The sequence below is a fragment of the Nonomuraea sp. NPDC050643 genome, from assembly GCF_040654715.1.
Taxonomy (GTDB): domain Bacteria; phylum Actinomycetota; class Actinomycetes; order Streptosporangiales; family Streptosporangiaceae; genus Nonomuraea.
Window position 1 is genome coordinate 115,337 of sequence record NZ_JBFAIM010000028.1, and the last position, 17,758, is coordinate 133,094.

Here is a 17,758-nt window from a genome sequence, read left to right on the forward strand (position 1 = left end):
GGGGTTTGTCACAGTGTGGCCAGGTGGGCGATCTGGGTGGCGATGTCCTGGGCGGGGCGGTCGTCCACCTGGATGCGGTGCACCCGTACCGACGAGAACGTTTTGAGCGTCTCCTCGTAGCCGTCCCGGATGAGGGCGAGCAGGTCGGGGCGCTCGTGCGGCTCCGGGTGGCGGTCGCGGGCCCGCACCCGGCGGGCGGCCTCGGCCACGTCGATGTCGAGCAGGATCGCCACGTCGGGCGGCGACACCGCGAAACGGGCGGACAGCTCGGCCACCAACTCCGCCGGAGGCAGGTTCAGCAGGCCGACCAGCTCCGCCCCGAGCGTGTCCAGTCGTGGCGCGCGCCCGCCCGGCCGCCGCGAGAGGGCCGCGCACCAGGCGCGGGCGGCCTGGACGGCGGCGGCCGGCTCCCGCGCGAGCTGCTCGCGCAGGACGGCGTCGCGGCCGGGAACGGTCACCCGGTCGATCGCGGGACGGTAGAGCGGCAGGTAGGTGAGCGTGTCGATGAGGGGATGCCGCTCGGCGATGATCGCCCCCGCCGGCCGCCGCGCGAAGAACCGCTCGACCACGCCGTACGTGCACATCTGCAGATAGAGGACGGCGAGCTTCAGATCAGGGCTGCCGAGGCGGTCGGCGCCTTCCGACAGCGTGTCGAGATGCCGGGACAGCTCCCGCAGGGGGCCGCCGGGGTTCTCGTGCGGACGCAGGGACGACAGCACGACATGGGGGCGCTCCACGGGGGCACGCCGGGCGAGCAGCCGGGCACAGGTGCTCTTGCCGGACCCGTCGACGCCGAGCAGCGCCACCCGTACGGGCTCAGTACGCACCGTGCTCTCCCGCCACGGCGTCCTCGATGGCGATCAGCCGCAGCGTCGTGGCCAGGACGCGGCCCAGGAACGGCAGCTCCCGCTGCCCGTGCACCATGACGTACAGCAGTAGCCGGGTCACGGCGAAGTCCCACAGCGCCAGCCGGTAGCCCTCGCGCCACGCCTCCGGCTCGTCTTTCTGCCCGACGGCTTCCCGGTGCAGGTCGAGGAGGGCACCGACGCGCGCCGCCTCGACGTCCGGCGGCAGCACGAACGCCAGCAGCTCAGCCAGGTCCCGCTGCGGGACGTGCAGCGTCGCCAGCTCCCAGTCGTAGGCCACCAGGCTCAGGTCGGCCGAGCGCAGCGCGATGTTACGCGGGTTGAAGTCGTTGTGCACCAGCGTGCGCGGCATCGACTCCAGCCGCCGCCACCACCGCGGGATCTCGGCGACGATCCGGCGCAGCCGGTCCGCCGCGGCGCCGTCCAGCAGCTCCGGATGGTCGGACGCGCCGTGCTCCACCAGCGCCGCCCACAGCTCCCGCATGGCCGTCATCCGCTCGGCGCTCTGCACCGGGTCCAGCCAGGCGCGCAGCTCGTCGTCGCGGCCGAGGAAGGCCGCGTGCACGGGCGCGATGCCGCGCACGGCCGCGGCCACGTCCTCCGGCCGCCAGCGCTCCGGGGTGTCCGCGCTGTCCTTGAGCAGCACGTCAGGGCCGAGGCGTTCCATGGCGATGACGTACGCCTCGCGCCCGGCGTCCTCGTGCACCCCGTACGTGCGGGGCAGCACCGCGCGCAACGCCGGCTCCGCCGTCCGGTAGACCGACAGCTCACGGGTGTGCAGGGCCTTGAAGCCGGTCCACTCGCGCCAGCGCGGATAGAGGTCGGCGACCCGGCCGCCGCAGAGCGAGGCCAGCTTCGCCGCCTCGATGATCACCTCCTGGTCGAGCGGCTTGACCTTGAGCACCAGGTCGGTCTGCCCGTGGTCGCCGTCCATCTTCCAGGCCACGCGGGCCGGGAAGATCCCTGTGGTCTTGCGGCGGTCGCCGCGGGAGGTGAGTTCGGTGATGAGGCTCGATCCCGGCGCGTGCTCGATCCAGGCGACGTCGGTGATCTCCAGGCCGGGCGCCTCCAGGGTGCGGGCCAGCATCGGACGGAGCAAGGGGGCGCCGAGGTCCTCGCGGCTGAGCCAGTTCACCCGCCGGCCGCGGCCGAGCCGTTCGTGCGCGTCGGCGAACTGGCCGCCGGCGACGGCCGCCATCGTGGACAGGTTGAGCGCGAGCGCGAACCCGCAGATGATCTCCGCGAAGCGGGCCGCGTAGCCCTCGCCCCGGCAGCCGAGCACCTCCAGGTAGTCGCGTTGCCGCGCCAGCCTGGTGCCGCCCCCGACCACGCCCGTGACCAGGCTCGGCAGGGTCAGCGTGGCCCGCAGCTCGCCCTCGGACACGTCCACGGAGAACAGGCCGGTGCCGGACTCGTACACGCTGGCGATGTCCTGGCCGGTCGCGACGAAGATCGCCGCGATGACGTTGGCCGCGTCGATGTCGTGCCCCGCCATGCCGGCCTGCTGCCCGGCGACCACGCAGTGCCGGTACAGCCGGTCCACCGCCTCCGGCGTGCTCTTCAGCACGCGGCGCACCGTCGTACGGTCCAGGACGCACTCGGCCACGACCCGGGTGCCGCGGCCGGAGATCATGTTCAGATGGGTGAACTTCTTGTCGCCGCTCAGGTTCGCCTCGATCGCGAACCAGGCCGGCGCGAGCCCCGGCATGGTGGCGAGCCGGTCGTTGATCCACTGGCAGGCCCGCCAGGTCGCGGCGGTGGTCATGTTCTGGCCACTGGCGTCGGCGGTCTCGTACACGAAACGCAGGTGGACGGCCCGGCCGAGCTGGACGGGGTCGATCATCGTCAGCCGCGAGTGCGCCGACACCTCCGCCACCCGCCGTTCCAGCTCGTCCTTGCACGTCACGATCCAGCGGGCGAACTCGCCCGCCGCGCTCAGCCCGGCGAACTCGAACACCGGCGCCCGCGTCATGCGCTGGGAGATGACCTGGCTCGTCACCCCGCCCGCCAGCGTGATCGCCTTGGCGCCGCGCGCGACCGAGGCGACCAGGGCGCCCTCGGTGGTGGCCAGCGGCGCCGTCACCATGCCTTCGACGTTGCGGCCCGTGAACAGCAGCGGCCCGGCCAGGCCGACCGGGACCTCGACCGCGCCGACGAAGTTCTCCACGTTCCCGGGCAGCGAGCGCGGGTCGATGGTGGACTGCTCCAGGGAGCGCAGCGAGGCGCTCGTGGTCGTCCTCAGCCATTCGAGCAGGTCCCGCCTGGCGCGTTCGGTGTACTGGCCGCGGCCCGGCAGGCTGGGGTACGGCATCTCCCGCAGCAGCCCGGCCGAGGGCTCGACGATCTCAGCCAACGCCGGCCTCCCGTCCACCCGAGCCGACCAGCACGCGCGCCCAGGCGGCGGGGTCGTCGCGGAACACCCGGTCCTTGACCCGGGTGGGCCGCTCGCCCTCCTCCACCTTGCGCCGCCATTCCTCCCAGAACGCCTCCACCGCCACCGCGTGCACCAGCGGCTCGGCCAGGGCGCCCGACCGGCGCGCGGACGCGTACCCGGGCGCCTCGTGGCACAGCTCCTCGTCGAACGCGGCGCGGAACGCCCGCGTCTCGAACTCCGAGGGCGGGACCGGGAAGGCGACGGCGGCCTCATGGCCGGCCGCGCCGTCCGGCAGCGCCCGGTACATCACGTTACGGGCGGCCAGGCCGGTCGTCCCGGACGCCGCCGCCACCGCCCGCAGCACGTGCGACTCGCGGACCCGCTCGCCCGCCACGGAGACCAGGCCGGCCCGGCACGAGTACTCCACCAGCGGCGTCGAGCCGGCGAACCCGAGCACCTTCACGATGTCGCGCACCGCGCACCGGTACAGGCCGCCGACGTGCGAGACCACCACGTGGTACTCCTGCCCCTGGCTCAGCTCGTGCGGCTCCAGGGTGTCGCTCCACGGCTCGATGGGCTCGTCGGCCGGGATGAACTCGTAGAGGCAGCCGCTCACCATCAGCGCCCCGCCGGTCGAACGGTCGGGCACCGGGACGGCCAGCGGCCCCTCCGACGAGCCGATCGGGGCGGGGCGGACGCGCAGTCCGGCGCCGTAGTCGTCGCGCAGCGCCGGCAGGTAGAGCCGGGACACGTAGGTGTTCCAGGTCAGCAGGAGCTCCAGCCGCGGCCACACGTCGGCGGGACGCAGCGTGCCGCGCCGGTCGGCGGCGCGCTCCAGCTCCGCCGCGCGCTCCGGGGCCGGTGACCGCAACGGCTTGCCGCCCACCGTCCCGTCCCTGATCTCCTGGACCAGGCGGGGCCACCAGTGGCCGAGCTGGTGGGGCAGCGCGGCGGCGATCGCCGGGTTGATCGCGATGACCCCCCGTACGTCGTGCTCGGCGGCCTGCCTGAGCCGCAGGTAGGCGCGTTCCCACGGCCCGGCGTCGGCGAGTTCGTCCGGCAGGCGGCTCCACGGCGCCCGGTTGCCGAGCCCGACGGCGAGCTCCTCGCCCGCCTTGGCGAAGTCGAGCTGGCTCGGGCCGAGGTGCGGCCGGCCCCCGCTCGTCCGGCCCGTCGGCGAATGGGGGTCCTGCCACAGGTTGAGCACGGCGTCGTCGCGGGAGAGCAGGCCGGGATGGTGCCGTACGAGCTGCGCGAAGCCCGCGAAGTAGAACGGCAGGAAGCAGCGGCTCAGGAACCCGGCGGTCACCGGGATGCTCTTCTCCCCACCCGTCGTCCCGCTGCTGGCGAAGAACGCCGCGGGCTCCTCACTCGTCAGCACCCGCTGCTCGCCGGCGTGCACGCGCTCCAGCCACGGCCGGAACTCCTCGTGCCCGCGGATCGGCGTCGCCCGCCGGTAGTCGGCGGCGTCACGCATCCCGGCCAGGCCGTGCTCGCGCCCGAACGCGGTCTCCCCGTTCGTGGCGAGGAGGTCGGCGAGCACCGCGGCCTGGGCGGCGCGGGGGTCGTCCAGCGAGGCGAGAGCCTTGTCGCTCTCGTGCAGGACCCGCCGCCGGTACGCCTCGGCGCGCTCGGCGGTGGAGGCGAAGGAACGGTCGGTGGTCATGGCCCTCCCGGTCGTCGGATTCTTGTCGGCCTGCTTGTTGCCGGCCCGCGTCACAGGTAGACCTGGTCGAGCAGAGCCGTGGGGGCTCGCCGCGCGAACAGGAAGTCGGTGAGGCGGTAGGGGTCGGTCCAGCCCGCGGGCGTGGCGAACCCGCGCAGGAACGCGGGCAGGTCGCACCGCCCGCCCGCCTCGCGCACCATCCGGCCGGCCCGCGACAGCGCCCGGCGCAGCAGGTCCAGGCGGAACGGCTCGGAGGAGGTGCGTTTGAGCATCGCGATGAAGAACAGGCGCATCCCGAGGCGGTAGGCGGCCGGGTCGAACTCCCGCAGGCACAGCTCGGCGAGCCGGCCGATGGAGTGACCGTCCCAGCCGCCGTGCCTGCTGGAGCGGACGACGCCGCCGATCGGTACGCGCCCCAGCGGCAGCCGGGACGGACGCGCCCCCATCTCGCCCAGCACCCGGGCCAGCAGCGCGTAGTCGTGGGCCAGGTCGTCGTCGTAGACGAGCAGCACCTCGTCCCCGCCGGCCAGGCGGGGGAGCAGGTCCCGCAGGATGACCAGGAGGTAGTTGGCGTGCCCGTCGGCGCCGATCACCGTGCGCAGCGGCATGCCCCACCGCGTGCCGTCCAGGTAGGCCGGGCCGCCGTGGCGGCGGTGGTCCACGCACAGATGGCGCCGCGCCAGCAGCTCCACGGTCTCGTCGATCGAGGCCGCCGCGGGCCGGTCCGCGGTCAGGCCGGGGTCGTGCACGCCGAGCAGGTCGAGCTGCCGCTTCCAGTCGCGGGTCGCCGCGCGGGTGGACGGGTGCACCCAGCCCTCCCGCTCGACGCGCTCGGTGTAGTGGCGCAGCCGGTCCATGGGGCGGGCGTCGCCCGAGGCGTGGAAGCGTACATAGAGGTGGCCGAGCTCGTCGGTGGGCAGGGCGTCGTGGTCGAGGTCGCCGTGGTGCCTGTCGAGGTAGTCCCAGAACTGGATCGTCTGCCCCGTCAGGTTGGCGGCGCGGGGGTTCCAGTAGTACTCCAGGTCGCGGACCGGCCGGGTGGCCCGGTAGAGCGTGTCCACCCACAGGAAGCCCTTGATGTGGGTGGGCAGCAGGGGCTTGGTGGCGGTGATGGTGACCGGGGCGAGCAGGAGCCGCCCCGAGGGACCAGGCGCGCCAGGCGCGCCGGCGGCTAACACTGCCGCCAGCCCAGGCCGCGCAGTGCCTTGCGCAGCGGCGCGGCCAGGCCGGGCGCGACGCTGATGTGCACCAGCCCGGACGGCTGGCCGGTGGCGTGCTCGATGCGGACGTCCTCGATGTTGACGCCCGCCTGGCCGGCGTCGACGAACAGGCGGGCCAGCTCGCCCGGCTGGTCCCCGATCACGGTGGTGACCGTCTCGAAGCGTTCGGGCCTGGTGTCGTGCTTGCCGGAGATCCGGGCGCGGCCGGTCCGGCCCGTACGCAGGACGTCCTCGACGGCGGCCAGCCCCGCCTCGCGTTCGGCGCCGTCCGGTCCGGCGACCGCGCGCAGGGCCGTCACCATCCGGCTCAGGTCGGCGCCCAGCTCGTCGAGCAGGCCGGCCACGACCCGGGCGTTGGCGCTCAGGATGTCCAGCCACAGCGCCGGATCGGCCTCGGCGATCCTGGTCAGGTCCCGCAACCCCGGCCCGGCCAGGCTCAGCTCGCGCTCCCCGGCGCTCTCCAGCCGCCGGGCGACCAGGCTCGCCACGACGTGCGGCGCGTGCGAGACCAGCGCCACGGCCCGGTCGTGCGCGGCGGCCTGCATGACCACCGGTACGGCGCCGCACAGCGCCACCAGCTCCAGCGCCGTGTTGAGCGTCTCGGTGCCCGTGTCGGGCGTCGGCGTGAGCGCCCACGTCCGGCCCTCGAACAGGTCGGCCCTGGCCTTGAGCGGGCCGCTGTGCGCCGCGCCCGCCATCGGGTGGCCGCCGATGTAGCACGAGGTGTCACAGCCCAGGGCGATCGCGTCCTGCTGCGGCTCGGCCTTGACGCTGGCCACGTCCGTGTGGTGCGTGGCCACGCCCTCCGCCTGCGCCTCCGCCAGCACCCTGGCGACGTGCGGCGGCGGCACCGCCACGATCGCCAGGTCCACCGGCCGCGACGGCGGGTGCGTGGTCCCGGCCCCGAGCGACGCCGCGGTCCGCACCGCCTCGGGGTCCGCGTCCCGCAGGTGCACGGTCACGGCGTGGGCGCGCAGGGCCAGCGCCACCGAGGTGCCCACCAGTCCCGTGCCGATCACCAAAGCCGAATGCATAACGGCAGCGCCCATCCCGTCCGGAGAAGCGGGCATCGAGCGCCCGGTCGAACCCGGACCCTAGACGTTCGGCGGTGCCGTATTCCACCGCACGAGCGGGCACTTGCGCGGAAAAACACGGACCGGCGCACGTAAATGGCCGCCGCAACCTTTTCCGGGCCCGACTATTCGGCGAACATATGCGCGCGGCCTGTTCAACTGCCGCCCCGCCACAGTTGAACAGGGGCCGAGGTGTTCAACGGTCGCGTGCCTTGCCGCAAAATGCGGCGCCGGGTCATCCTTCACTTTGCCTGCGCCTTTTGTGCGGGACCCGGTCGCCCGGTGCTCGTCCATTTTTCACGGTCCGCCGCAGTGCCATGCGCGTCACGCCCGTGTGCCCCGGGCCGGTTCATGTTGTCGGTTCTCCTGGAGGGAGGCGCGCAGATGGCTGATGAGCAGTTGTTTCTGCGGTCTAAAGTCATAGTCGAACCACTCGTGGACAGGTTCTTCGCCTGGCCCCACACGATCGCGCCGGTGCAGGCGGCGATGAACCTGGCCTTTCTCCAGGTGCCGTTGCTGGAGTCGTACCTGCAGTCGCCGCAGGTGCACGTCGCGGCCAGCAACAACCCCGAGCTGCGCGGCGGCTACTTCATCAACATCCCGGAGTCGCGCGCCGACGAGGTACGCGACCTGCTCGCCGCCATCAGGCGGGACCGGGCCGACATGCTCCGCTTCGCCGACGCGATCGTCTCCGGGCAGGAGATCCTGCGCGCGAGCTCGACCGGCTTCGACCTGACCCCGCTCTATCCGAAGCTGCCCGCCGAGCTCGGCGGCCTGGTCGAGCTGGCCTACGACACGGACAACCAGGCGCAACTGCGCTTCATGGAGCCGATCGTCTACAAGAGCGACGTCTACAGCGAGGGCCGCCAGTCGGTGCAGCTCTCCTTCGAGACCGGCGTCGAACGCCCGTTCATCCTCAGCACCCCGCGGCTGCCCTCGCCGGACGTCCTGGAGCTGGACATCCCCTTCCGCCACCCGGGCCTGGAGGAGCTGTTCAAGGCCCGCGTGCACCCGACGACCCTGCGCCACCTGCGCGAGGCGCTGGAGCTCGACGACGCCCAGGCCGCCCGGCTCGCCGGCATGCTCAGCGACCGTCCCAGCCTGGCGCCCGACCGGCACATCGAGTCCGGCGGCCGGGTGCGCTACTACGGGCACGCCTGCCTGGTGCTCCAGACGCCCGAGGCCGCCATCGTGACCGACCCGTTCATCAGCGCGGACAGCACCGCCGGCGACCGCTACACGCTGGACGACCTGCCCGACTACATCGACCTCGTGCTCATCACGCACGGCCACCAGGACCACATCGTCCTGGAGACCCTGCTGCAGCTCCGCGGCCGGGTCGGCGCCATCGTCGTGCCGCGCTCCTCGCGCGGCAACCTGTGCGACCCGTCGATGGGCCTGATGCTGCGGCACCAGGGCTTCCCCGTGGTGGAAGTGGACGACTTCGACGAAGTGCCCTTCCCCGGCGGCAAGGTGACCGCGACCCCGTTCCTCGGCGAGCACTGCGATCTCGACATTCGCGCCAAGTCGACCTACTGGGTCGAGCTGGCGGGCAAGAAGGTCTTCATCGGCGCCGACTCCTCCGGCATCGACCCCAGCCTCTACCGCTACATCAAGAACCACCTGGGCACGGCGGACCTGGCCTTCCTCGGGATGGAGTGCGACGGCGCCCCGCTGACCTGGCTCTACCAGGCCCTGCTCACCATCCCGATCCCCAAGAAGATGAGCGACTCGCGCAAGCTGTCGGGCTCGAACGCCGAGCAGGCCGCCGCGATCATGACCGAGCTGGGGGCCAAGGAGGCCTACATCTACGCCATGGGCGAGGAGGACTGGCTCGGCCACGTCATGGCCACCACGTACAACGAGGACACCTACCAGATCAAGCAGATCGAGGAGTTCCTCACCTGGTGCGCCGACCGCGACATCAAGGCCGGCCACCTGTTCAAGAAGCAGGAATGGCGCTGGTAGCCGCCTGACCGCCGCCCGCCCCGGGCGGACATCCCCGACGAAGTGGCCATCGGTTCTCCAGGAGGTATCCCATGGCTGTGCAAGACATCTCGTACGTCGAGCTGTTCACACGAGACAAGATCTCGGCCGTCGACTACTTCGTCACGGCCATGGGCTTCACCCGCGTCGCCGACTCCGTGGAGGTCGACAGGAGCTCCGTGCTGCTGCGGCAGGGCGGCGTGCAACTGATCGTCACCTCCGGGCGCGGGATCTGGAAGTTCCTGGACGACTACGGCGACGGCATCGCCGACATCGCCATGACCTGCGACGACGTGGCCCGGACCAGTGCCGCGGCGGCCGCGGCCGACGTCGGGCCCGTCGAGACCGTACGCGGCAACACCGTCGTGCCCGGGTTCGGCGGCGTCACCCACACCCTGCACCCGCCGGTGAGCGCCCCGGCGGCCGTGGCGCCCCCGTGCCGCACCTGGGTCGCCACCCCGGACGTGCCCGCCCAGGTGGACGGCCACATCAAGCTGCTGGACCACGTGGCCGTCTGCGTCGAAGGAGGCAGGCTCGGCGACTACGCCGACTACTACCGCGACGCCTTCGGCTTCTCCCGCTACTCCTCCGAGTACGTCGCCCTGGGCGGCCAGGCGATGGACTCCATCGTGGTGCGCAGCGCGTCGGAACGCGTCACGTTCACGCTGGTCGCGCCGGACCCCGGCAAGGACGGCGGGCAGCTCGACGCGTTCCTGGAGCGCAACGGCGGGCCGGGCGTGCAGCACCTGGCCTTCCTCGTGGAGGACATCATCGCGGCCGTGCGCGACTGCCGGGACGGCGGCGTGGAGTTCCTGAGCACGCCCGACTCCTACTACGACCTGCTGGCCGAGCGCTATGACGGGGGACGGTTCACCATCGCCGACCTCAGGGCCGCGCAGGTGCTGGCCGACCACGACGAATGGGGGCAGTTGCTGCAGCTCTTCAGCCGCTCGCCCTATGAGCGCAACACGCTGTTCTTCGAGCTCATCCAGCGGCTGGGCTCGCGCGGGTTCGGCAGCGCCAACATCCGGGCACTGTACGAGGCGGTCCAGCGCGACCGGCTGAGCGCCGGATGAACGACACCGGCCCCACCACCGACGCGACCACCGGCCCGCTCACGCTGGCCGACCATGCGGCGGTGGCGCGGGGGCGGCTCGATCCCGCCGTGTGGGACTTCGTCGAGGGCGGCGCCGGTGACGAGCGCACGCTCGCCGCCAACCTCACGGCGTTCGAGCGCGTACGGCTGCGCCCTCGCGTCATGACCGGGCTCGGCCTGCCGCACACCAAGACGGAGATCCTCGGCCGCGTGTGGGCCGCGCCGATCGGCATCGCGCCCCTGGCGTACCACACGCTCGCCCACCCCGAAGGCGAGGTCGCCACCGCCCGCGCCGGCCACCCGCTCGTGGTGAGCACCTTCGCGGGCCGCACCTTCGAGGACATCGCCGCCGCGGCCTCCGGACCGCTGTGGCTCCAGGTGTACTGCTTCCGCGACCGTGCCGTCACCCGGCGGCTGGTCGAGCGGGCGGAGAGCGCCGGGTTCGAGGCCCTGGTGCTCACCGCCGACGCCCCCAGGCTGGGCCGGCGGGTCCGCGACCTGCGCAGCGGCTTCCGGCTGCCGCCCGGCGTCGAGCCGGCCAACCTCACCGGCACCGGCTTCTCCTCACCCAGCGGGCACGCCCTCGCCGAGTTCGACGCCGCGCTCGACTGGTCCGCCGTCGAGTGGCTGCGCTCGATCAGCTCGCTGCCCGTGCTGGTCAAGGGCGTGCTGACCGGCTCCGACGCGCTGCGGGCGAAGGAGGCGGGCGCGGCCGGCATCGTGGTGTCCAACCATGGCGGCCGGCAGCTCGACGGCGCCCCGGCGACGTTCGACGTGCTTCCGGAGATCGCGGCGGCGCTGTCCGGGAGCTGCGCCGTCCTGATCGACGGCGGGATACGGCGTGGCGCGGACGTCCTGGCCTGCCTGGCCATGGGCGCCGACGCCGTCCTGCTCGGGCGGCCCGTCCTGCACGGGCTGGCGAGCGGCGGGACCGTCGGCGTGGCCGGCGTCCTCGGCATCGTCACCGACGAACTGACCGAGACGATGCTCCTCACCGGCACCTCCTCCCCCCACGACGCCGGCCCCGAACTGGTCACCGGCACCTCCCCGTCTCGGGACGGGGGCCAGGCCGAGGCGCCTGGGCCCGTCGTGTCGCCGGGTGGTGTCACGCTGCGCCGCCAGGACCTGCACGGCAGCCTCTCCGACCCGCTGCTCGACACCATGAACTTCCTCAACGGGATCACGCACCGCTACCCGGACGCGATCTCGTTCGCGCCCGGCCGCCCGTACGACGGGTTCTTCGAGACCGAGCACGTCTTCACCCACCTCCGCCGCTACGTCGCCCACCTCGAGGAGAGCGGCGCCACGCCCGCCCAGGTCCGCTCCGCCCTCTTCCAGTACGGCCCCACCAGCGGCCAGATCCGCGAGCTGATCGCCGCCTCGCTGCGCGCCGACGAGGGCATCGACGTGCCGCCGGAGTCCATCGTGGTGACCGTCGGCGCCCAGGAGGCGATGCTGCTCGCGCTCCGCGCCCTCATCGCGGGCCCCGACGACGTGCTGCTGGTCTCCAGCCCCTGCTACGTGGGCATCACCGGCGCGGCCCGCCTGCTCGACGTCACCACGGCCGTGGTCGAGGAGCGCGCGGACGGGTTCCGCTGCGCCGACCTGGAGGCGGTCGTCCTGGCCGAACGGGAGCGCGGACGCCGCCCCCGAGCCTTCTACGTGGTGCCCGACCACTCCAACCCGTCCGGCGCCACCATGCCCCTGCGCACCCGCGAGGAACTGCTCGACCTGGCCGCCCGCCACGACTTCCTCGTCATCGAGGACAGCCCGTACCGGATGGTCAGCCCCGGCGCGCAGCTCCCGGCGCTGAAAGCGCTCGACCGTGAGCGCCGCGTGGTGCAGCTCGGCTCGTTCTCCAAGACGCTCTTCCCCGGCGCCCGCGTCGGCTACGCCGTGGCGGACCAGCCGGTCGCGGGTGGCGGGCTGCTGGCCGACGAACTGTCCAAGATCAAGAGCATGGTGACGGTGAACACCTCCGCCCTGAGCCAGGCGGTCGTGGCCGGCATGCTGCTCGCCGCCGGCGGGCGTACGGCGGAGCTCAACACCGAGACGGCCGCCTACTACGGCGACGCCATGCGGGTCACGCTGCGCGAACTCGCCGCCTGCTTCCCGGACGGGGAGGCGCTCGGGGTGAGCTGGAACGAGCCCAGCGGCGGCTTCTTCCTGACCGTCCGCGTGCCGTTCCGGGCCGACAACGACGCCCTGTTCCGCTCCGCCGAGGAGTTCGGGGTGATCTGGACGCCGATGTCGTACTTCTATCCGCAGGGCGGCGGCGACCACGCCATCCGGCTGTCCGTCAGCTACCTGCCGCACTCCCTCATCGCGGAGGGATGTGCCCGCCTGGCCCGCTTCGTCCGGGCCCAGGCCGGGTGATCAGTTCTTGTCGAGGAACTCGATGATCGCGGAGTTCACCGCGTCGGGGCGTTCCAGATTGCCCAGGTGACCGCAGCGGGGGATCTCCACCAGGTCGCAGTCGGGGATGGCGTCGGCCACCTCGGCCACCAGATGCGGCGGGCACACCAGGTCGTCGGCGAAGGCGATGGCCCGGCACGGGACGGTGACCCGCCGCAGGGCCGCGCGCCGGTCGCCGACGGTGTCCACGCCGAGCTGGCCGTCCGAGCCCCGGCCGGCGCCCGTCATCAGCTCGAAGATCTCCAGCCAGCTCGATGCGGCCTCGTCGTCGTTCAGCGTCGCGGGGGAGAGCATCTCCAGGACCGTGCGCATCGCCTCGTACGTGGCGGGCAGCTCGACGCCGCTCTCCCGCAGCGTCCGGTCCGCCCGCGACAGCGCCCGCCTGGTCACGTCGGACCGCGACCTGGTGGCGATCAGCACCGCCGAACGCACCAGCTCAGGGTGTTCCAGGGCCAGCTCCTGCGCGATCATCGCCCCCATGGACGTGCCCACGACGCGGCACGGCCCGATCCCCAGGGCCTTGATCAGCCCTTGGGTGTCGGCCACCATGTCCGCCAGCGTGTAGTCGCCGGGAGGCGCGCTCGACGGCGCGATGCCCCGGTTGTCGAACACGATCGTCTCGTATCCGGCCGCGTTGAGCGCCGGCGTCTGGTGCATGGTCCACACGTGGCCCGCGGCGCCCGAGCCCATGATGAGGAGCACGGGGTCCCCGCTGCCGGCACGCTGGTAGGAGAGCTGGATCCCGTTGGTGCTCACGAACGGCATGGCGCGCTCTCGGTGACGGTCGACGTGGGCACGATGCCTCCTGCTCGTGGTAGGGGAGTGCCTCTCACCATGACACGCTGCGCGTCAGCGCGTCGAACGCCTGTCCAACTGGCGCGGGGCGGCACTTGAACGACCTCGCCCGGCCAGGGGCGCGACCCGCATACTCGCCCAGGATGTGGCCCGACCACGAGCCGCGGAGAGGGGTCTTCGTCATGAGCGAGCGCAACGACTGGAAGCCGGCGGAAGTCCGGCCCGACGGCGTCGAGCCGAGCGCCGACGGGCTGCGCCGCACGCTGGCGGCCATGGACGACTTCGGGGACGTGCTCACCCGGGCCAAGGTCGTGGTGTTCCGCGGCTTCAAGGTGAGCGAGCGGGAGCTCGAGGAGGTCATGGACCTGCTGCTGCCGAACCGCCTGGCCTACACGCACGGCACGTCGCCGCGGACCAAGGTCGCCGCCGGCAACGTCTACACCTCCACCGAGTACCCGCGCGAGCAGACCATCGCGATGCACAACGAGCTGTCCTACAGCCACAAGTGGCCCGCCCGGCTGCTGTTCTACTGCGCCACCACGCCGGGATCGGGCGGCGCGACACCCGTCGTGGACGGCGCGCTGTGGCTCGAATCCCTCGACGAGGAGGTACGGGACGCCTTCGCCGGCGGGGTCCGCTACTCGCAGAACCTGCACGACGGGCTCGGCCTGGGCAGGAGCTGGAAGCAGACGTTCGAGACCGACGACCGCGAGCAGGTGGAGGCGTTCCTCGACGAGGGGCGGTTCGACTGGAAGTGGACGTCCGACGGCGGGCTGCGCATGGTGAGCCCGGTCCGCCCGGCCGCCATCAAGCACCCCGTCACAGGTGAGGAGGTCTGGTTCAACCAGGCCGACCACTTCCACCCGGCCGCGCTCGGCGACGACCTCGCCCGCGAGCTGGCCCAGATCCTGCCGCCCGAGGAGCTGCCCCAGTCGGTCACCTTCGCCGACGGCGGCCCCATCCCCGACGCGTACGTCACGCACGTGCACGACCGAGGGCTGGAGCTGGCCGTGGACGTCGACTGGCGGCAGGGCGACCTGATGGTCATCGACAACGTCTCCGTCGGCCACGGCCGCCGCCCCTACACCGGGGACCGCCGCGTCCTGGTCGCCATGTCGGACTGACCCTTTATCGGCCGGACTACGCGGCCCCGGGCTTCAGCACCACGGGCAGCCGCTCGGGGCCGTTGACCACGATCGAGTCCAGCAACTTCGGCTCGCCGTCCGGCTCGACGCGTACCGACCGGCCGAGCAGCTCACCGTAGAGCAGCCGCAGCTCGACGCGGGCCAGCACGCTGCCGAGACAGAAGTGCTCGCCGAAGCCCAGCGCCAGATGCCGGTTCGGCTGCCGGCGCACGTCGAACACGTCGGGGTCGTCGAAGACGCTCTCGTCGCGGTTCGCCGACGGCAGCCAGAACACCACCTTGTCGCCCGCCTCGACGCTCCGCCCGTGGATCTCGACCCGCCGCGTCGCGGTGCGCATGATGTGCGTGGCGGTGGACGTCCACCGCAGCACCTCCTCCACCGCCGACGGCAGCAGGTCCGCGTCGTCCGCGAGCGCCTGCCACTGATCGGGTCGCTCCATGAACGACAGCATGCCGCCGGCCGCCGCGATCCGCGTGTTCTCGGTGCCGCCCACCAGCAGGTTGTCGCAGTTGAGGATCACGTCGTCCGGGCTGAGCCGCTCGCCGTCCACGTCCGCCGTGGCCAGCACGCTCACCAGGTCGTCGCCCGGGTCCGCCGCCTTGGCCGCCTGCAGCGTCTCGAAATAGCCGAGGATCTCCAGGTGGGCGAACCTGCGCGTGAGCGGGTCGCCGGCGCCGAACGCCTGGCTGGTCAGCTCGTACAGGTGCTCCCAGTCCGACTCGGGCACCCCCATCATCTGGCAGATCACGTACAGCGGGACCCGGGCCGCGACGTCCGCCACGAAGTCGACGCTTCCGAGGTCGAGCGCCCGATCCACCACGCCGCGCGTGATGTCGCGCATCTCCGGCTCCAGCGCCCGGATCGAGCGGACCGCGAACCACTCGTCCACCAGCGCCCGCAGCCTGCGGTGCCGTGGCGGGTCCGTCAGCGCCAGCGTCCGCCCGCCGCCGGGGTCGGCGCCGTGCTCGACCGGGCGCAACAGGATGCCCTGCGCCGAGCTGAACGTCTCCGCGTCCCGGTACGCGGTGCGTACGTCGTCGTACCGCGTCAACGACCAGAAGCCCGGCAGGTCCGACGGCGGCTGCCAGTGCACCGGAGCGTTCGCCCGCAGCCAGCGCCATTGCGCGAACGGGTCACCGTGTGAGTAGAGTTCGGGATCCACCAGGTTGATATGCGGCGGCGCTGACATTTCCGGCATGCCGGTGCCTCACATTCTTTTTCCTTTTCCGCGACCGGCGGACCGCGGGACGCCTTACCGTGTCAGGGCCTTTCTCAGCCCGTCAAGCGCGCCTTTTCGCGCTGCTCGGGGGCGTACAACTGCGGCGGCGAAGCAGTTGAACGGCAACGTTGATCCCGCGCTCGGCCCTGAGCCATAGTGGGCGGCGCGCAAATCCCGAATTGAATCGCTTGGCGATTTGGCTTTGCGCGCGCACGTGAAACGGATTTCCGCCCGAAGAAGGCCTGGCGCGGGGCCGCCCGTCCAGCCGGCGTGTCGAACGAATTGGGGTGCTCGGGAATGGCTGCAGCTCACGGCGAACTCCGCGAACTGATGTCCGGCCAGCTCGCCATGTGGTACGCCCAGCGATTCGCGCCCGACAACTGGAGCTTCCGCATCGCGGAGTACATGGAGATCCGTGGCGAGGTGGACCTCGCGCTGCTGGAGCGCGCCGCGCGCCGGCGGCTGGACGAGGTCGAGACGTTCCGGCTGCGTTTCCGGGTGATCGACGGCGTCCCGATGCAGTACCTGCACGACGCGAGCGACTATCCCGTCCCCGTCATCGACGTCAGCGGCGAGCCCGACCCGCGCGCCGCCGCCGAAGCCTGGATGCAGGCCGACCTGCGGCGGACCGTGGACCTCGACGGCGGCGAACTGTCCGGGACCGCCCTCATCAAGCTCGCCGACGATCTCGTCCTCTGGTACACGTGGGTCCACCACTGCGCCATGGACGGGCAGGGCGGCGTGCTCATCGCCACCCGGGGCGCGGAGCTCTACACGGCGTACCTGGAGGGCGGCCCGGACGAGGACGGCGCCGTGGAGCCCGTGTCCGTGCTGTTCGACGCCGACCGGGCCTACCGCGAGTCCGCCGACTTCGAGCAGGACCGCCAGTACTGGCTCGACCGCCTCGCCGACCTCCCGATCGTGACGGCCGGCGGCTCGAACCGTACCCGCCGCGCCCAGGAGGCCCCTCTCCGGCACACCGACGCCGTCGGCGCGCCGGAGGCCGCCGACCTCAAGACCGCCGCACGCCGCCTGAAGACCAGCCTCGCCGGCCTGTCCATCGCCGCAGCGGCCCTCTACCAGCACCGGATGACCGGGGAACGGGACGTCGTCGTCGGCATTCCCGTACGCGCACGCACCGGCAAGCGGGAGATGGCCATCCCCGGTATGACCTCCAACATCCTGCCGCTGCGCCTCACCATCGGCCCGGACACCACCACCGCCGACCTGCTCCGGCAGACCTCCCAGGGGATCAGGGAGGGGCTGCGGCGGCAGCGCTACCGGTACGAGGACATGCACACCGATCTGCGGATCGCCGAGGGCGAGCTGTGCGGGCTGCTGGTGAACGTCATGTCGTTCGACTACGACCTGCGCTTCGGCGACTGCGCCATAACCGCGCACAACCTGTCCACCGGGACCGTCAACGGGGTGCGGATCGACCTCTACGACCGGTCGGGGCTGCAGGTCAACGTCGACGTGAATCCGGACCTGCACGACCTCAGGGCGGCTGCGGACGTGTCGCGGCGGTACCTGAGCGTGTTGCGGTGGCTGGCGGCGACCGCCGGTGACGAGCGCGTCAGCGGGGTGGAGCTTCTCGGCGCCGAGGAGCGGCGTTTGGTGGTGGAGGAGTGGAACGACACGGCGGGTGAGGTGTCGTCGGAGTCGTTGGTGGGGTTGTTCGAGGCGCGGGTGGCGGTGTCGCCGGGTGCGGTGGCGGTGGTGGGTGAGGGGGTGGAGTTGTCGTTCGGGGAGTTGGATGTGCGGGCGAGTCGGCTGGCGCGTCTGCTGGTGGGGCGGGGTGTGGGGGCGGAGTCGGTGGTGGGGGTGTGTTTGGAGCGTGGGGTGGATTTGGTGGTGGCGTTGTTGGGGGTGTTGAAGGCGGGGGCGGCTTATGTGCCGGTGG

12 protein-coding genes are annotated in these 17,758 nt (G+C 72.3%); 5 read left to right on the forward strand and 7 right to left on the reverse strand.

The annotated features are described in order from the left end of the window. Positions 1 to 8: 8 nt before the first annotated feature. From AB0I15_RS33290 to AB0I15_RS33310, 5 genes are read right to left on the reverse strand one after another with little or no spacing between them, the layout of a single operon-like run. Positions 9 to 827 carry a hypothetical protein gene (locus tag AB0I15_RS33290; protein ID WP_358104068.1) on the reverse strand — a complete coding sequence of 273 codons (819 nt, stop codon included), beginning with the start codon at positions 825 to 827 and terminating at the stop codon, positions 9 to 11. Continuing rightward, entirely contained in the window at positions 817 to 3,219 is a 2,403-nt protein-coding gene (locus tag AB0I15_RS33295) for a phosphotransferase (RefSeq protein WP_358104072.1), read from the reverse strand. Before AB0I15_RS33295 ends, AB0I15_RS33290 begins: the two co-directional genes overlap by 11 nt. Then, the gene (locus tag AB0I15_RS33300) at positions 3,212 to 4,906 is read right to left on the reverse strand and encodes a GH3 auxin-responsive promoter family protein (RefSeq protein ID WP_358104075.1); all 1,695 of its coding nucleotides are present in this window, start codon (positions 4,904 to 4,906) and stop codon (positions 3,212 to 3,214) included. Before AB0I15_RS33300 ends, AB0I15_RS33295 begins: the two co-directional genes overlap by 8 nt. A gap of 50 nt (positions 4,907 to 4,956) precedes the next feature. After that, positions 4,957 to 6,084 (reverse strand): hypothetical protein, encoded by a 1,128-nt coding sequence (locus tag AB0I15_RS33305; protein ID WP_358104079.1) that lies wholly within the window; start codon positions 6,082 to 6,084, stop codon positions 4,957 to 4,959. Beyond that, the gene (locus tag AB0I15_RS33310) at positions 6,078 to 7,196 is read right to left on the reverse strand and encodes a prephenate dehydrogenase (protein ID WP_358104082.1); all 1,119 of its coding nucleotides are present in this window, start codon (positions 7,194 to 7,196) and stop codon (positions 6,078 to 6,080) included. The genes AB0I15_RS33305 and AB0I15_RS33310 overlap by 7 nt, the downstream gene beginning before the upstream one ends. Before the next feature lie 387 nt (positions 7,197 to 7,583). Between AB0I15_RS33310 and AB0I15_RS33315 the strand changes: the two genes are divergently transcribed. The 3 genes from AB0I15_RS33315 (at position 7,584) to AB0I15_RS33325 (ending at position 12,657) form a co-directional block, all read left to right on the forward strand. Next, positions 7,584 to 9,167, forward strand: a complete 1,584-nt coding sequence (locus AB0I15_RS33315; RefSeq protein ID WP_358104085.1) for an MBL fold metallo-hydrolase — start codon at positions 7,584 to 7,586, stop codon at positions 9,165 to 9,167. Between the two features lie 71 nt (positions 9,168 to 9,238). Beyond that, positions 9,239 to 10,261, forward strand: a complete 1,023-nt coding sequence (hppD, locus tag AB0I15_RS33320) for a 4-hydroxyphenylpyruvate dioxygenase (RefSeq protein ID WP_358104088.1) — start codon at positions 9,239 to 9,241, stop codon at positions 10,259 to 10,261. Continuing rightward, positions 10,258 to 12,657: an aminotransferase class I/II-fold pyridoxal phosphate-dependent enzyme gene (locus AB0I15_RS33325; protein WP_358104091.1), complete on the forward strand. Its 2,400-nt coding sequence runs from the start codon at positions 10,258 to 10,260 to the stop codon at positions 12,655 to 12,657. The genes hppD and AB0I15_RS33325 overlap by 4 nt, the downstream gene beginning before the upstream one ends. Here the strand turns inward: AB0I15_RS33325 and AB0I15_RS33330 are convergent, their stop codons facing one another. Continuing rightward, a complete protein-coding gene (locus AB0I15_RS33330; RefSeq protein ID WP_358104094.1) occupies positions 12,658 to 13,461 on the reverse strand; it encodes an alpha/beta fold hydrolase in 804 nt (267 codons plus the stop codon). 212 nt (positions 13,462 to 13,673) lie between these two features. Between AB0I15_RS33330 and AB0I15_RS33335 the strand changes: the two genes are divergently transcribed. Then, positions 13,674 to 14,615 carry a TauD/TfdA family dioxygenase gene (locus tag AB0I15_RS33335; RefSeq protein ID WP_358104097.1) on the forward strand — a complete coding sequence of 314 codons (942 nt, stop codon included), beginning with the start codon at positions 13,674 to 13,676 and terminating at the stop codon, positions 14,613 to 14,615. Between the two features lie 16 nt (positions 14,616 to 14,631). Here the strand turns inward: AB0I15_RS33335 and AB0I15_RS33340 are convergent, their stop codons facing one another. Then, a complete protein-coding gene (locus AB0I15_RS33340; RefSeq protein WP_358104100.1) occupies positions 14,632 to 15,798 on the reverse strand; it encodes a cytochrome P450 in 1,167 nt (388 codons plus the stop codon). Positions 15,799 to 16,152: 354 nt separating this feature from the next. On the opposite strand from AB0I15_RS33340, the gene AB0I15_RS33345 reads away from it, so the two are divergent. Then, a partial coding sequence (locus tag AB0I15_RS33345; RefSeq protein WP_358104103.1) for a condensation domain-containing protein occupies positions 16,153 to 17,758 on the forward strand: 1,606 nt, incomplete at its 3' end.

Excerpts from the sequence above, each read along its gene's own strand:
- AB0I15_RS33330 (WP_358104094.1), bottom strand. The coding sequence starts at position 13,461 with ATGCCGTTCGTGAGCACCAACGGGATCCAGCTCTCCTACCAGCGTGCC.
- AB0I15_RS33310 (WP_358104082.1), bottom strand. The coding sequence starts at position 7,196 with ATGCCCGCTTCTCCGGACGGGATGGGCGCTGCCGTTATGCATTCGGCT.
- hppD (WP_358104088.1), top strand. The coding sequence starts at position 9,239 with ATGGCTGTGCAAGACATCTCGTACGTCGAGCTGTTCACACGAGACAAG.
- AB0I15_RS33300 (WP_358104075.1), bottom strand. The coding sequence starts at position 4,906 with ATGACCACCGACCGTTCCTTCGCCTCCACCGCCGAGCGCGCCGAGGCG.
- AB0I15_RS33325 (WP_358104091.1), top strand. The coding sequence starts at position 10,258 with ATGAACGACACCGGCCCCACCACCGACGCGACCACCGGCCCGCTCACG.
- AB0I15_RS33335 (WP_358104097.1), top strand. The coding sequence starts at position 13,674 with ATGAGCGAGCGCAACGACTGGAAGCCGGCGGAAGTCCGGCCCGACGGC.
- AB0I15_RS33315 (WP_358104085.1), top strand. The coding sequence starts at position 7,584 with ATGGCTGATGAGCAGTTGTTTCTGCGGTCTAAAGTCATAGTCGAACCA.